A 14712-nucleotide genomic window follows, 5' to 3' on the forward strand; every position below is an offset into this window, starting at 1 on the left:
CGGGAAGCGTGAGCGGGAAGCGTGAGAGCGGGGGAAGGCGCCTGCGCCTAGTAGGCCAGGGAGCGTTCCAGCGCCTCGAGGATGCGGTCGATGTCGGGGAGGTAGTCTTCCTCGACCTTCGCCACCGGGTACGGCATATGGAAGCCGCCCACCCGGATCACGGGAGCCTCCAGTGAGTGGAATACCCGTTCGCTGATCCGGGCTGCGATCTCGCCGCCGATGCCGCCGAACGTGGGCGCCTCATGCGCCACAACAAGCCGCCCGGTCTTCTTCGCGGACGCCGTGACGGTGTCGAAGTCGATCGGCGAAATGGAGCGCAGGTCGATGACCTCGATGCTGTGACCGTCCTCGGCAGCGGCGTCGGCGGCGGCAAGGGCCACCGGCACGAGCGGTCCGTAGGCCACCACTGTGGCGTCCGTGCCCTCGCGGAGCACATGGGCTTTAAAGGGATCGGCAGACGCGCCCGGAGAATCCGAGTCGACCTCGCCTTTGAGCCAGTAGCGGCGCTTCGGTTCGAAGACGATCACAGGGTCCTGGCATTCCACTGCCTGCCGGGTCATCCAGTAGGCGTCGTGGGCGTTGGACGGTGTGATGATGCGCAGGCCTGCGGTGTGGGCGAACAGCGCCTCCGGTGATTCCGAATGGTGCTCAATGGAGCCGATACCGCCCCCGTACGGGATCCGGACAACGACGGGAACGGTGAGGCTGCCGTTGCTGCGGGCGTGCATCTTGGCCAGCTGGGTGGTGATCTGGTTGAAGCCGGGGAACACAAACCCGTCGAACTGGATCTCGCAGACGGGCAGGTAGCCGCGCAAGGCGAGGCCGATGGCCGTGCCGATGATGCCGGACTCCGCAAGCGGTGTGTCCACCACGCGGTCCGCGCCGAACTCCGCGAGAAGGCCGTCGGTGACGCGGTAGACGCCACCCAGGGCCCCGATGTCCTCGCCCATAAGCAGGGCACGCGGGTTGTTGTCCAAGGTGGCGCGCAGGCCCTCATTAATGGCCTTGGCTATGGTCATGGTGGTCATCAGCGGGCCACTCCTGTCGCTGCGTCATCCGGGTCCGGGCTGCTGGGTTCAGCGCTGTGCTCCGGCGTCTCAGCGAAGCCTGCGCTGTACTCTTCAAACCAGGCCAATTCCTCGGCCACCAGCGGGTGGGCCTCGACATAGGTATTGGCGAACGCCGTCCGGATGTCCGGGGTCTCGAGGTCGTACGTGGTCTTGCGGACGTAGGCGGCGAGTTCGTCGCCGTCGGCCTTGACCTGGTCAAAGAAGGCGTCATCTGCCAGCTTCTGGGCCCGGAGATACTTTTCCAGGCGGTCCAGCGGATCTTTGGCCCGCCACAGGGTTTCCTCGGCGGATTCCCGGTACTTAGTGGGGTCATCAGCAGTGGTATGCGCACCGACGCGGTAGGTAAAGGCCTCGATCAGCACCGGGCCTTTACCCTCGCGGGCATGTTCGAGCGCCCACTCGGTCACTGCGTGGACGGCGATCGCATCGTTGCCGTCAACCCGGATGCCCGGGAAACCGTAACCTTTGGCGCGGTTGGACAGCGGTATGCGTGTCTGCACCGAGCTGGGAACGGAGATGGCCCAGTGGTTGTTCTGGCAGAAGAACACCACCGGAGCGTTGTAGGAGGCGGCGAACACCATGGATTCGTGGACGTCGCCCTCGGAACTGGCACCGTCACCGAAGTAAACCATCACCGCTGCCTTGGGCTCGACCGGCCGGTCCGCAGCTGCATCCGCGGCGACTGCAGCTGCCGCGAGCTTCTGGTCCCGCTGGATCCCCATGGCGTAGCCGACGGCGTGCGGCGTCTGCGCGGCCAGGACCAGGGTGTAGAGATGGAAGTTGGTGTCCTTCGGGTTCCAGCCGCCGTTTGAGACGCCGCGGAACTGGCGCAAGAGTTCGGCGAGGTCAACATTGCGGGTCAGTGCCACGCCGTGCTCACGGTAGGTGGGGAAGATGTAGTCCTGCGGCTGGCTGGCCCGGCCGGAGCCGATCTGCGCAGCCTCCTGGCCGGTCAGCGGGACCCACAGGGCCAGCTGGCCTTGGCGCTGGAGCGCGGTAGCCTCCACATCAAAGCGGCGGATCTTGGCCATGTCAGCGTAGAAGCCACGCAGCTTTTCACCGTCCAGCCGATCTGCATAGGCCGAAAAGACCGGGTCCGTCCCCAAGGTCCCGTCAGGCGCCAGCAGCTGCACCATAGGCTCGGCCGGGCTGCCCAGTTGGGCCTCGGCTTCAGCCTCGAGCTGGTCGTCTGCCGCTGTCTGATCGAACTCGGTGGAGGGCAGATGTGTGGCGCCCATACCGTCTCCTTGCTTGCCGCATGCGGATGCATTGCAATGTCGCTGGGATATATGCCCCTGGAGGAATGCATTCCCCTGTTGGCATATATATTGGCTTACTGGTCCTTACTTTATCTTCAGTAGGTACCGCTCCTGATGCATGTTAAGCGCTAGGAACGTCGCGGCGCATTTGTATAGTTTGCACAGAGCTCGAGGAACCGAGTGTTGGCCTCTGCCTCGCCGATGCTGACCCGCACGCCTTCACTGGCGAAGGCCCGCACCGAAAGCGCCTGTGTGCCCGCCAGTTCAGCAAATTCCGAGCTGTTCTCGCCGAGGTTCAGCCAGATGAAGTTGCCCTCCGCCTCGGGCACGAACCAGCCGAGCTCACGCAGTCCGCTGGTTACGCGGGTCCGTTCGTTCACGATGCTTTGTACCCTTTCTACAACCAGCGGGTAATTCTGCAACGAGACGATGGCTGCTTTTTCAGCGATCTGTGACACTGAAAAGGGTGTGGCCGCGACGCGCAGGTACTGGGTCAGCCCGGGGTTGGAGATGCTGTACCCCACGCGAAGGCCCGCCAATCCGTGTGCCTTGGAGAACGTCCGAAGCACCACAACATTCGGGTATTTTCGGTACATTGCGATGCCGTCCACGGCATCGTTGGCGCGGACGAACTCCTGGTACGCCTCATCGATAACCACCACAACGTCGGACGGGACCGCCTGGATGAACCGCTCCGTCTCGGGAGTGGTCAGGACAGGCCCCGTAGGGTTGTTTGGGGTGCAAAGCAGGATGACCCTGGTGCGGACGGTCACGGCTGCAGCCATGGCGTCAAGGTTGTGGCGTCCGTCCGCCGTCAGCGGGATGCGGACGCTTTCCGCGCCCACCAGGCCAACGCTGATGGGATACGCCTCGAAAGACCGCCACGCATAAATCACTTCGTCCGCCTTGCCGTCGTCGTTCTGGCCGGCGAATGTGGACAGCAACTGGTTCAGGGCACCGAGGCTTCCGGCTCCCGTAACAATGTCCTCGGCCGGTACCGCCAGGAACTCGGCGAGCGCAGCACGAAGTTTGCTGCTGACGGGGTCGGGGTAGCGGTTGAAGTCCGTCTGGTTGGAAATCGCCTCCAGCACCTCCGGAAGAGGGGGCAGGGGGTTTTCGTTGGAGGAGAGCTTGTAGCTGGCCAGCCCGTCCACGGCGATGGGAGGCATTCCTGCGGCGTAGCGGGGAAGCCGGCCAACCACGGGGCGCGGCCGGATTTCGCCAGGCAACATCTCTGATGAAGTCATGCAAACTAGCCTACTTCGCCTGAACGGCAGGGGTTGGGCGGGCGCACAGGTGGGGCTCAGGGGCAGTGTGACAGCATGGGCGTATGCGCTCTTCTATTGTTCGAGTCCTCATCAACGGGCTGGCCCTCTGGATTGCCAGCTGGATACTGCCGGGCCTGGATATCTCTACATCGGCGACCACCGCGGCGGTAGCCAACACGGGCGTAACGCAGGGCACGGAGACCGTCGGCATCATCCTCGCGTACCTGTTCATCGGTTTGATCTTCGGTGTGGTGAACGCGTTTGTCCGCCCTCTGGTCAGCCTCCTGTCCTTGCCCATCACCATCCTGACGCTGGGCCTTTTCACCATCGTCATCAACGCCGCCATGCTGTATCTGACGTCATGGCTCAGCAGTTACACGCCGGTGCATTTCACCATCGACTCGTTCTTCTGGACGGCAGTCCTCGCAGCCATCATCATCACGCTCATTTCGCTGGTTGCGAACCGGGTTCCGGGCGGCCGCCGGCGCTAGCCCTGCGGATCACCGCGCCCGGCCGATCTCAGAGGGCCGCGGTGGGGGATCGGGCGTGGGCTTCGTTACAGGTTCGGGTGGGTTCGAACGGGTCAGCGCGAAGCGGGTGGCAGTTGCCGTGCCGCCTGCCCCCAGGACGCCGCTCAGGACGGCGGTTGACGCCATGAGTGAAGGGTCCTCGCTCACTGCAACCTGCCGGGCGCCTGCCTGGTAGCTGCTGAGCCGATGGCCCGGGCCGATGCCGAATTCACCGCCTTCGGGCGTGGTGACGGGACTGTTGAGGGTCACCGTGACCCGGTTTCTGGCGTCCGGGTTCGGTGTGCCGTCAGCTCCGGGCACCCAATCCTGCCTATGCTCCAGATGGAGTGCAGTTACGCCGGCCTCCGGAACGATGCCTCCTACGGGAGACCCTGCAGTGAGCACATATTCCATGTCGTACTGGTTGAGGAACCCTCCGTCGGCCGCAAGGTTCATGGCATGTATTCCACCTTGGCTGTAGCCCACCGCCACGATAGGCGCCCCTCTTTCCGCGCCTGCATCCTGCAGGGCCCGCAACACCGCCGCATTGATTTCTGCGGAGCTATGGCCCAGGCCTTCCACGATGCCGGCTTCATCGAACGGATTCACGCCGCCAATTTCACCTCCGGCCTGCGTTCCGGGAATGACCACCACATAGGCCTTTTGTCCCCCGTTATCCACTTCGACGACTTCGATGTAGCCTTCACCGCGTTCATCGATGGTCTGCGCCCGAGCCAACAACGCAGCCGGAGAGCCGTCGAATTCAATGGGCAGCGTCTCCTTCTTTTCCAGCGTCACCGATCGCGGCTGAAGGATTCGGTTTGAACGCCCGGACACACCGGCGAGCAAAGGAACGGCGGCCGCAATATGCCTGCCCGCCGCCAGGTCTGCCGCGAGCGCTACCCAAAAGCGCTCCGGGGAGACTGCCAGCAAGGCAGCCATGGCCAAAGGGCCTGCGACGAGCTCCGTGACTTCCCTGTTGGGAACGAAGCCCAACCCGAGATCCCCCGCCTGCCGACCGAGAGTTTCCGTGCTGGTCAGGCCGGCGCCCATGCCGCGCGCGAAACCCGCCCAGGCTTCAGCCGTTTCGTAGTCCCGCTTGCTGGCGCGCACCTGGTTACTGATTCTCTCCAGCTCCGCGCGCACGGCCTGGACGCTCCACTGCGCCTCGCCGACGCCAATCAGGGCCGCCGTCCCGGTGGTTCGCGCTTCATCCTGGTACGGACACAGGTCTTCCCAGATGCGGCGCACCTCCACTTCCACGGCAGCCAGCTCCCCTGCAGCGGCGTCAAGCTTCTCCGCGCCGCCCATGAGCTCCTCCAACTGAAAACTGATGCCGCCAACGCCGCCCCTGATTTCCATTCCGCCGTCCACGGCAGGTCCTATCAAGTGGATTGGTCCGCCGCTCCCGGACGGGGTTACCTCGGCCATCAGTACCGCCCCGCAGGGTTGCCGGCGGAAGCTCCCACCGCCTGCGCGTGGCGTCGCACCGAAGACAACGCGTCCTCAAGCCGCACGCGCGCCCTTCCGAGCGCCGTCTCCTGCAGGGCTACCGAATTCCGGTATGCCTGCCCCGCAGGCGACTGCCAGTCCAGGAGCTGGATCTCGCGAAAGCCGCCAAGGACCTTTTCCACCCTCCCCAAGCAAAGATCAACCCGGGCCGCCAACTGCTGAACCTCATAACCGCGGGACATGCATGCCGCCATGTCGGCTGCCGTCACGTCACTGCCCATGCCCGATCCCCCCTTCCGGCCACCCGTACGAATATCTGATCCGTCAACGCCAAGTCCCGAACCCCGACGCTACGCAACGCCGCCCGCACGACGGAAGCACCGCCGTCGGCTATGTGGACAAGTCACGCCGTTGTGCACATCAGACGGACGGCTTAAGCGGCAGTGAAGAGTTCATGAAAGAATCAGCACATGCCTGAAACTGCCGCCACAGCTGATACCCGCACGCCCTCCGGACGCCTGGCCCTCGCCGCGTCACCGGACCAGATCGCCCTGGGGCCGCTGGACGGCCGTTACCAGTCCGCCGTCGCGCCCCTCGTTGACTACCTGTCCGAGGCAGCCCTGAACCGTGACCGCGTGGCCGTGGAAGTCGAGTGGCTCATCCACCTGACCAGCAACAATGTCCTTCCCGGCGCAGGCCAGCTCACCGCGGAACAGCAGGAAGAGCTCCGCGCGATCGTCACCGAATTCAACTCCGCCTCGGTGTCCGAGCTCGCCGAAATCGAAGCCGTCACCGTCCATGACGTGAAGGCTGTAGAGTACTACATCGGCCGCCGACTGCCCGCCATCGGCATCGAGAACCTGACCGCCATGGTCCACTTCGGCTGCACGTCCGAGGACATCAACAACCTCTCCTACGCCCTGGGCGTCAAGGGTGCTGTGGAGGACGTGTGGCTGCCCGCCGCACGCGCCCTCGTTGCCCAGATCAGCAAGATGGCCGAGGTCAACCGCGCAGTCCCCATGCTGTCCCGCACGCACGGCCAGCCGGCCACGCCCACCACCCTGGGCAAGGAACTGGCAGTCATTGCGCACCGCCTGACCCGCCAGCTGGATCGGATCGCCAAGACCGAATACCTGGGCAAGATCAACGGCGCCACCGGGACATACGCAGCCCATGTGGCTTCTGTCCCCGGCGCCGACTGGCAGCAGGTGGCCAAGTCCTTCGTCGAGGGCCTGGACTTGTCCTGGAACCCGCTGACCACGCAGATCGAAAGCCACGACTGGCAGGCCGAGCTATACGCCGATGTGGCCCGGTTCAACCGGATCCTGCACAACGTCTGCACGGACGTGTGGAGCTACATCTCCATTGGCTACTTCGCCCAGATCCCCGTGGCCGGCGCCACCGGATCCTCCACCATGCCGCACAAGGTCAACCCCATCCGGTTCGAGAACGCCGAGGCCAACCTGGAAATCTCCTCCGGCCTCCTGGACGTGCTCGGCTCAACACTGGTGACCTCCCGCTGGCAGCGCGACCTCACCGACTCCTCCAGCCAGCGCAACATCGGCGTGGCGTTCGGCCACTCCCTCCTGGCGATCTCCAACGTGGCCAAGGGCCTGGACCGCCTCGACGTTGCCGAAGACGTTCTCGCCGAAGACCTGGACACCAACTGGGAAGTCCTGGGCGAGGCCATCCAGATGGTCATGCGCGCCGAGGCGATCGCCGGCGTCGAAGGCATGGAAAACCCGTACGAGCGGCTCAAGGACCTCACCCGCGGCCAGCGTGTGGATGCCGCCCGCATGCAGGAATTCGTTCAGAGCCTGGGACTATCCCCCGAGGCAGAGGCCAGGCTGCTCGCCCTCACCCCGGGCAAGTACACCGGCATCGCGGACCAGCTGGTGGACCACCTCAGTTAAGCCGGCTCGCTCGGCCATGAACCTACGACGGCGGCGCCGGGTCCTTTGAGGGCCCGGCCCCTTCCTTTCGTTAAGCTTGCCGAACCTGTTGCCGACGCCGGAATGCCCCGCCGGATGCGAAACTGGAGTCATGAAGCTGCTGCTCATCCGCCACGGACAGACCCCCGGCAACGTACTCGGCCAGCTGGACACTGCCCACCCAGGGCCCGGGCTGACCGGACTGGGCGAACGCCAAGCAGAGGCCATGGCACGGTCCCTGGCCAACGAGCAGATAGGCGCCCTGTACACATCAACGCTTCTGCGGACCCAGATCACGGCCGGCCCACTGTCCCGGCTCCACGGACTCGAGGTTGAAATCCTGGATGGTCTGCACGAAATCGAGGCAGGGGCCCTGGAGAAACTGACCGACCACGAGTCGCACATGCGGTACATGGGTACGGTGTTTGCGTGGGCAGCCGGTGACCTGGACCGCAGGATGCCTGCCGGCCCGAACGGCCACGACTTTTTCGAACGATTCGACAACGCCATCGACCGGATTGCCGAGCGCGCGACCAGCAATGGGGGCGCCGCCGTCGCGGCCGTCGTGAGTCACGGCGCCGCCATCCGCACCTGGACAGGTCTCCGCGCCGCCGGCGCCGACCATGAGTTCGCTGCCCGGCATGTCCTGTCCAACACCGGCATCGTGGCCCTGGAAGGGAACCCCGGGGCCGGCTGGAAGCTGATCCATTGGGACGGGAGCCCGGTGGGCGGCCTCGCCCTTGCGGATCCGACCGCCGAGGACCCCACCGGTACCCAGAGGTAGCAGGCAAGTTCTCCATCCCCTTACGCGCAGGAAACACCACGGTAACCACGGGCTCTTAGGATTATCAGGCATCACCCTTCGGCGAAACGAGGCAGTCATGCAGACCAATCCGCGGCTCAACATCCGTTCGGTCACCTGGTCCAACCCCGTGGGCGCCGATCTGCGCAGGGCCCAGCAGGCGGAACTGGACGCCCGCTTCGGTACCCCTGACCACGAACCGGGGACCCCGCCGTCGGGCGCCGACTGCGCCGTGTTCCTGGTGGCGTACGACAAAGGCTCGGGACAGCCCGTGGGCTGCGGCGGACTCCGGCTTTTGGACGGCTCTACTGCCGAAATCAAGCGGCTTTACGTGCTCCCGTATACGCGGGGATCGGGCGTGGCCAGCTCCATCCTGGCGGCCCTCGAAGCAGAGGCGCATAAGCAGGGCATCACGCGCATCAAGGCCGAAGCGGGTTCAGCGCAGCCGGACGGCCGGAACTTCTACGAGAGCTCCGGCTTCGACTCCGTCCCCAGCTTTGGCGCATACGTGGGAGTGGAGCACTCGTACTGCTACGCCAAGTCGATTGACTCGCACAGTGCCGCCCACACTGCCATGGCGTGAGCCAAATCCGGGCGGAGGTCCGTTACACAACAACAGCCACCGCGTAACGTGCGCCGCGGCACGCTAACCTCGCCATATGGAATCCACTGACATCACCTTCCGCACCCGCAAATGGATCCGGCCGGAGGACCTGAACGCCAACGGAACCCTTTTTGGCGGAAGCCTGCTGAAATGGATTGATGAGGAAGCCGCGATCTACGCCATCCTCCAGCTTGGCAACGGCCGCGCCGTCACGAAGTACATCTCGGAGATCAACTTCGTGAGCTCCGCCGTGCAGGGCGACCTGGTGGAGATGGGCCTGGCGGCAACGCGCTTCGGCCGGACATCCTTGACCATGCGCGCCGAAGTCCGCAACATGATCACGCGCCAGAGCATCCTCACCATCGAAGAGATCGTCTTCGTGAACCTCAGCCCGGCCGGCAAGCCGGAGCCACACGGCTACACCGAAATCACCTATGAGCGGGACCGGATTCCCACTCATCACCTGACTGAAACGCTCATTCAGGACTGACGACGGCGGGACGCGCCTTACGCCGGCCGGCCCCGCGTCACGTCACCACCATGGGCCTCTGGGTCGTACGGCATAGGATCGATAGCCGGACCCCTTGAAAGGACTCTCTTGGCCAAGCTCTACTTCCGCTACGGCGCCATGAACTCCGGCAAGTCCACCGGGCTCCTGCAGGCCGCTTTCAACTACGAGGAGCGCGGACAGCGCGTCCTGCTGGCCAAGCCTGGCGTGGATACCAAGGGCGATACGGACATTGTGTCCCGGCTGGGCATGACACGGTCCGCGGACTTCCTGCTGTCCGCCACCACCCCCGTGCGCGAACTCTTCGCCGCCCATGCGGCCGGCGATGACCCGGATGCGCTGCTGGAGCACGTGGACCAGAAGCCCGTGGCCTGTCTTCTGGTGGACGAGGCCCAGTTCCTGACGCCGGACCAGGTGGATGACCTGTTCCGCATCGCCGTCCTGGACAACGTCCCGGTACTTGCCTACGGCATCAGGACCGATTTTTTGACTCACGCCTTCCCGGGATCACGCCGGCTTCTGGAGGTGGCCCACACGCTGGAAGAGCTCAAGACCATTTGCCGGTGCGGGCGCAAGGCCATCTTCAACACCCGGCGGGTTGGCAACAAGGTGGTGTTCGACGGCGATCAGGTGGCCATCGACGGCCAGGACGTCTGGTACGAATCCCTGTGCGGGTCCTGCTACCTCGAGGAGTCTGGCGGCCGGCTGGGTTCCTGAGGCCTGGCGCCGCGCCCGGCAACCCTCCCGCCTCCGGATTACATCCGGCTCAGCTCTCACTCGGCGAACCCGGTACCTGCGGCACCCGCCGCCGGAGGACAGGCGCCAGCACCACGGCGATCCCGACGGCGGCACCGATCACCGTCTCGACGATCCCGAAGCCACGTAGATGGCCACGGAACAGCCGCCGGTCACTACCAGGGTGAGAAGCTGAATAAACACTCCCACCGCACAGCGGAGGGCCAGCCGGTGGTCCTTGTTTGCGGGAGCGATGCTGAAAATCCCAGCGAGGATCTTCACGTGCTGATGGCGCCTTCCTGCAGTCCAACCGGTACATCACTGGCGCCCGCGCTGACGTCCACATTGATCTTACGGCAGCCTGTTCCCACGATCGGAACTGCAGGGCAACGCCGCCGAAACACCACCCTGTGATCCTTGAGGCATGAAGCCCACCGCAAGGAAGCCTGCCCCTAGGAAGCCTCCCGCGGCTGATTTGAGCTGTGAAGTCTGCGGCCTGATGCCGGAACCGACCAAGACCCGCCTGACCTTGGCCAACGTGGCCGTTATGCTCCCGATCGAACTGCTGGTCCATGCCCTCGTGGTGGAAACTCACCTGCCGTATTTTGCCAAGGTCCTGGTCCTCACGTTCACTGCCACCGTGCTGGTGATCTGGGTGGCGGAGCCCTCAGCCGCCCGGATCCTCCGCGGCTGGCTGCACGCGCCGACCCTCCGGCACCACAGGAAGCTGAGCAGCGCACCGGCGTTGTGGCGGACGCGAACGGTGCTCCAGGACCATCCGGGTTCGCTGCAGAAAATCACCCAGGCGCTGGCCCGACTGGACACCAACATCCTCAGCATCCACGTCCACCCGGTTGCCGGCGGCGTGCTGGACGAGTTTGTGCTCTCGGCGCCGGGGACCCTCAGTGAACGGCACCTGCTGGAGGCACTGCACGACGGCGGCGGCTCGCGGTCGCGGGTCTGGCCCACCACCGCATTGGCCATGGCGGACGGCCAGACGAAGGCGCTGAGCCTGGCGGCCCGGATCGCCGATGCCCCTGACGAGCTGCCGCTGGCCGTCGCCGAGCTGCTTCGTGCCCGCATCCTTACGCCTGCGGAGGCGGTCCTGGAAAAGGACGACGCCGGCACCCGCCTGAAGATCCCCACGGCCTGGCACGGACCCATCACGTTCGCCCGTCCCGGCGAACCGTTCACACCCGCCGAGTCAGCCCGCGCGCACCGGCTCGCCGAGCTCGCCGAAATTTTGGCCCACCGACCTGACGCCAGCTGACAGCACTAGCACCCGGCACTGGGCCGCCGCCGTCGGACCTGACCCGGCATGCGGAAGGTCTAACAACACTTCTCCATGCCGCGGCGCAGCCAGTCACAATCCGTTTTTTAAGGCCCGCACCGGCGCAATTGAAGAAAAGCCTTGACAGTGGCGCGGGTCACTTCTATCTTTAATTTTGGGATCCCAAAACGGGATCCCAAAAGATGCAAGACATTTTCCGGCGCTTCCCAACGCGCAATCCGGAGCCACACTCTTCTATCACCCGCCCACCCGCGGGCCATACTTTCCATAATCCCGGATCTCTCCGTTCCCCATCCGCAACTTCCCCGTGAAGGAGAAACTGTGTCTATTCCGAATACCAAAACAGCAAGCGCTGACGGCACCTCGAACCCCGAGACCAGCAGCCAACAGCCAAAGGACGGCGTGCAACGTCGCACCAACGTCCGCTGGAAAATGTTCCTGCTCCTGCTGGTCCTCGTGGCCGTCAATTACATCGACCGGGGGTCCATCTCGGTGGCCCTCCCGATCATCCAGAAAGAATTCAATCTCGCCCCAGAGCTCGTGGGGCTCCTACTCTCCGCCTTCTTCTGGACCTACGCGCTGATGCAGGTGCCGGTAGGCCTGCTGATCGACAAGTTCGGTCCCCGCAAGGTCATGACGGCATCCTGCGTCGGATGGGGTGCGGCCACGGCCGCCTCCGGCTTCGCCGGCGGCTTCCTCAGCATGTTCATTGCCCGGATGGGTATCGGCGTTACGGAAGCCGGCGTTATGCCGGCCGGCGGCAAGCTGAACGCCATCTGGATGCACAAATCCGAACGTGGCCGCGGTGCCACCATCCTCGACGCCGGGGCCCCCCTTGGTGCCGGCCTGGGCGGCATCCTCATTGCCGGCCTGATCGCCTCGACTGGCAGTTGGCGCCTCGCGTTCATCATCGCCGGCGCCGCCACCGTCCTGATGGGCCTTGCCGTGTGGTGGTACGTCCGGGACAACCCGCGGCAGCACCCCGGGGTCAACGAAGCCGAGGCGGAATACCTTGAGGCCTCCCACGCGGCCGAGGACGCCGAAGCCGCACTCGACGGCAGCAAAGGAAAGCGCGCGCTGCTGCCCTACCTGCGATTCCGGTCTTTCTGGGCAATGTGCTTCGGCTGGCTGGGTTTCAACGGCGTGTTCTACGGCCTGCTCACCTGGGGCCCGCTCTACCTCGCACAGGCCAAGGGCTTTGACCTCAAGACCATCGGCTGGTCCACCTTCGTGATCTTCGGGGCCGGATTCGTCGGGGAAATCCTGGGCGGCACCATCGCCGACAAATGGCGCAACTCCGGAGCTTCGGCCAACCTCGTTATGCGGACCCTCCTCGGTATCTCCAGCATCGTGGTAATCGGCGGCCTCATCGGAGTGACCATCGTTGCCGATTCGACAACCGCTGTGGTCCTCCTGTCCGTGGTCATGTTCTTCCTCCGCTGGGTGGGCCTGTTCTGGAGCATCCCCTCCATCTTGGGCGGCCGGACGAACGCCGGTGTCCTGGGCGGCGCCATGAACTTCAGCGGTAACATCGCCGGTTTCGTCACTCCGATAGCCGTGGGCCTGATCGTCGGGGCGACCGGCTCCTACACGTGGGCTTTGCTGTACTTCGTGGGATCCGCAATCATCATGGGCGCCGCTGTCCTGACGTTGAACTACAACAAGCGGCTTCCCGTCTAGGCCAACTGTAGGACAACCGTCCACGCCGGCCCGCCCTAAGCTAGGCCACAGCATCATCTTCCGGCCACCGGGAGCGTAACGCCACCAAAGAATCCGAATGGAGCACCATGCTTACCGCCGCAGAGACCCAGGACAAGGAACGCCCCCTCCGCGAGACTGTCCGGGACACCCTCCGCACCAGGATCTTTGAAGGGCATTACGCTCCCGGCACACGGCTGGTGGAGCGTGACCTGGCAGCCGAGTTCAATGTCTCCCGGCTGCCGGTCCGCGAGGCGCTCCGGATGCTGCGCCAAGAGGGCCTCCTCAGCGACCGGGGAGCCCGCGGAGCCGAGGTCAGCTCACTCAGCCCCAAGGACGTGGAGGATCTCTTCGACGTCCGGCAGTCACTGGAAGTGCTGGCCTGCCGGCTTGCCGCCGTCCGCGCAACACCGGAGGACCTGGGCTACCTTGACGGCCTGCTGGAGGAGGCCGAACGCTGCCTCGCCAAGGGCGCCGTCATGGAAGCCCACCGGGCCAACAGCGAATTCCACGACGCCATCACCCGGATCGCGGACAACGGCTTCCTCAAATCCGCACTGGAACCACTGCAGGGCCGCATGCACTGGCTGTTCCGGCACGTCAGCGACCTGCCCGAACTGATCCAGGAACACCGGGAATTGTCCGGCGCCATTGCCAGCGGCGATCCGGACCGTGCCGCGGCCCAGTCTGCGTCGCACATCGGCAAGTACCGCGAGCAGTTCCCCGACGACTTCCAGAAAACAGAACCCGCTCTTCACCGGAAGAAAATATGAAACTCCTTATCATCAACCCCAATATCAGCCACGACGTTACGGCCCTGATTGAATCCGAAGCCCTCCGCTCGGCCGCACCGGACACCGAACTCGTGGTCCGCACGGCAGGGCACGGCGTCGAATACATCGAAACCCGCTTTGAGTCCCTGATCGCCGCCGGCGCCGTAGCAGAAGTCATCGCCGAATACACCGCAGACGCTGCCAGCAGCACCATCTCTGACGGCGCCTCACGCGGGGACCGTATCGACGGTGTTGTCGTGGCGGCCTTCGGCGATCCGGGTATGCCTGCCCTGAAGGAGCTCACTGACGTGCCCGTCATCGGCATCACGGAAGCCGCCCTGTGCGCCGCTGCACTGCAGGGCCACCGTTTCTCCATCATCGCCATCTCGGACCGGATCAAACCCTGGTACCTGGACTGCGTGGAACGCTTCGGCCTCGGCGGCCGGTTGGCCTCCATCCGCTCCATCAACGAAAGCCTTAACGGCATCGGGTCCGTGCAGCACGACTTCAAGGAAACACTGCTGGCACTCAGCCGGCAGGCCGTGACCGAGGACGACGCCGACGTCGTGATCCTCGCAGGGGCGCCTCTTGCCGGGCTGGCCCGCGAACTTCGGGGCCAGATCCCGGTTCCGGTGGTGGACGGCATCTCAGCCGGCATCCGCATGGCGGAGGCCGTCGTCGGGCTTCAGTCCGGCCCGCACCGGGCCGGGGCCTTCGCGCCGCCGCCGGTGAAGGCCCGCAACGGCCTCTCCGAAAACCTCGACGCCGCCATGGCCGCCGCCCAGTCCGCACACGCCGCTTCACAGCTTTAG

Annotated in this window: 16 protein-coding genes; 10 read left to right on the forward strand and 6 right to left on the reverse strand. The window is 64.9% G+C overall.

Features of this window, described 5'->3' with window-relative positions; genetic code table 11:
• Window positions 1-47: 47 nt before the first annotated feature.
• From QK290_RS08675 to QK290_RS08685, 3 genes are all read right to left on the reverse strand, one after another.
• The gene (locus QK290_RS08675; RefSeq protein ID WP_282330281.1) at window positions 48-1028 is read right to left on the reverse strand and encodes an alpha-ketoacid dehydrogenase subunit beta; all 981 of its coding nucleotides are present in this window, start codon (window positions 1026-1028) and stop codon (window positions 48-50) included.
• On the reverse strand, window positions 1028-2308 hold the full coding sequence (locus QK290_RS08680; protein WP_282330282.1) for a thiamine pyrophosphate-dependent dehydrogenase E1 component subunit alpha: 1281 nt from the start codon (window positions 2306-2308) through the stop codon (window positions 1028-1030). Before QK290_RS08680 ends, QK290_RS08675 begins: the two co-directional genes overlap by 1 nt.
• A gap of 149 nt (window positions 2309-2457) precedes the next feature.
• A complete protein-coding gene (locus QK290_RS08685; protein WP_282330283.1) occupies window positions 2458-3576 on the reverse strand; it encodes a histidinol-phosphate transaminase in 1119 nt (372 codons plus the stop codon).
• Between the two features lie 83 nt (window positions 3577-3659).
• On the opposite strand from QK290_RS08685, the gene QK290_RS08690 reads away from it, so the two are divergent.
• Window positions 3660-4088: a phage holin family protein gene (locus QK290_RS08690; RefSeq protein WP_282330284.1), complete on the forward strand. Its 429-nt coding sequence runs from the start codon at window positions 3660-3662 to the stop codon at window positions 4086-4088.
• Between the two features lie 9 nt (window positions 4089-4097).
• Here QK290_RS08690 and QK290_RS08695 read toward each other — a convergent pair whose 3' ends face one another.
• The gene (locus QK290_RS08695; RefSeq protein ID WP_282330285.1) at window positions 4098-5480 is read right to left on the reverse strand and encodes a hypothetical protein; all 1383 of its coding nucleotides are present in this window, start codon (window positions 5478-5480) and stop codon (window positions 4098-4100) included.
• Between the two features lie 56 nt (window positions 5481-5536).
• Window positions 5537-5839: a hypothetical protein gene (locus QK290_RS08700; protein ID WP_282330286.1), complete on the reverse strand. Its 303-nt coding sequence runs from the start codon at window positions 5837-5839 to the stop codon at window positions 5537-5539.
• Between the two features lie 189 nt (window positions 5840-6028).
• On the opposite strand from QK290_RS08700, the gene purB reads away from it, so the two are divergent.
• The 5 genes from purB to QK290_RS08725 all read left to right on the forward strand — a co-directional run bounded on the left by purB (window position 6029) and on the right by QK290_RS08725 (window position 10120).
• Window positions 6029-7471 (forward strand): adenylosuccinate lyase, encoded by a 1443-nt coding sequence (purB, locus tag QK290_RS08705; protein WP_282330287.1) that lies wholly within the window; start codon window positions 6029-6031, stop codon window positions 7469-7471.
• A gap of 130 nt (window positions 7472-7601) precedes the next feature.
• Window positions 7602-8273, forward strand: a complete 672-nt coding sequence (locus QK290_RS08710; RefSeq protein ID WP_282330288.1) for a histidine phosphatase family protein — start codon at window positions 7602-7604, stop codon at window positions 8271-8273.
• 97 nt (window positions 8274-8370) lie between these two features.
• Complete coding sequence (locus QK290_RS08715) at window positions 8371-8874, forward strand: GNAT family N-acetyltransferase (RefSeq protein WP_282330289.1); 504 nt, start codon at window positions 8371-8373, stop codon at window positions 8872-8874.
• Between the two features lie 76 nt (window positions 8875-8950).
• Window positions 8951-9385: a hotdog domain-containing protein gene (locus tag QK290_RS08720; RefSeq protein WP_282330290.1), complete on the forward strand. Its 435-nt coding sequence runs from the start codon at window positions 8951-8953 to the stop codon at window positions 9383-9385.
• A 108-nt stretch (window positions 9386-9493) separates the two neighbouring features.
• Window positions 9494-10120 carry a thymidine kinase gene (locus QK290_RS08725; protein WP_282330291.1) on the forward strand — a complete coding sequence of 209 codons (627 nt, stop codon included), beginning with the start codon at window positions 9494-9496 and terminating at the stop codon, window positions 10118-10120.
• A gap of 138 nt (window positions 10121-10258) precedes the next feature.
• On the opposite strand, the gene QK290_RS08730 is transcribed toward QK290_RS08725, so the two are convergent.
• On the reverse strand, window positions 10259-10420 hold the full coding sequence (locus QK290_RS08730; RefSeq protein ID WP_282330292.1) for a hypothetical protein: 162 nt from the start codon (window positions 10418-10420) through the stop codon (window positions 10259-10261).
• Window positions 10421-10562: 142 nt separating this feature from the next.
• Between QK290_RS08730 and QK290_RS08735 the strand changes: the two genes are divergently transcribed.
• From QK290_RS08735 to QK290_RS08750, 4 genes are all read left to right on the forward strand, one after another.
• Window positions 10563-11408 carry an ACT domain-containing protein gene (locus tag QK290_RS08735; protein WP_282330293.1) on the forward strand — a complete coding sequence of 282 codons (846 nt, stop codon included), beginning with the start codon at window positions 10563-10565 and terminating at the stop codon, window positions 11406-11408.
• A 342-nt stretch (window positions 11409-11750) separates the two neighbouring features.
• Window positions 11751-13109, forward strand: coding sequence for an MFS transporter (locus QK290_RS08740; protein ID WP_282330294.1), 1359 nt, complete (start codon window positions 11751-11753; stop codon window positions 13107-13109).
• Window positions 13110-13216: 107 nt separating this feature from the next.
• The gene (locus tag QK290_RS08745; protein WP_282330295.1) at window positions 13217-13900 is read left to right on the forward strand and encodes a GntR family transcriptional regulator; all 684 of its coding nucleotides are present in this window, start codon (window positions 13217-13219) and stop codon (window positions 13898-13900) included.
• Window positions 13897-14712 (forward strand): aspartate/glutamate racemase family protein, encoded by an 816-nt coding sequence (locus QK290_RS08750; protein ID WP_282330296.1) that lies wholly within the window; start codon window positions 13897-13899, stop codon window positions 14710-14712. The genes QK290_RS08745 and QK290_RS08750 overlap by 4 nt, the downstream gene beginning before the upstream one ends.

This window comes from Pseudarthrobacter sp. AL07, from assembly GCF_029960665.1.
Lineage (GTDB): Bacteria > Actinomycetota > Actinomycetes > Actinomycetales > Micrococcaceae > Arthrobacter.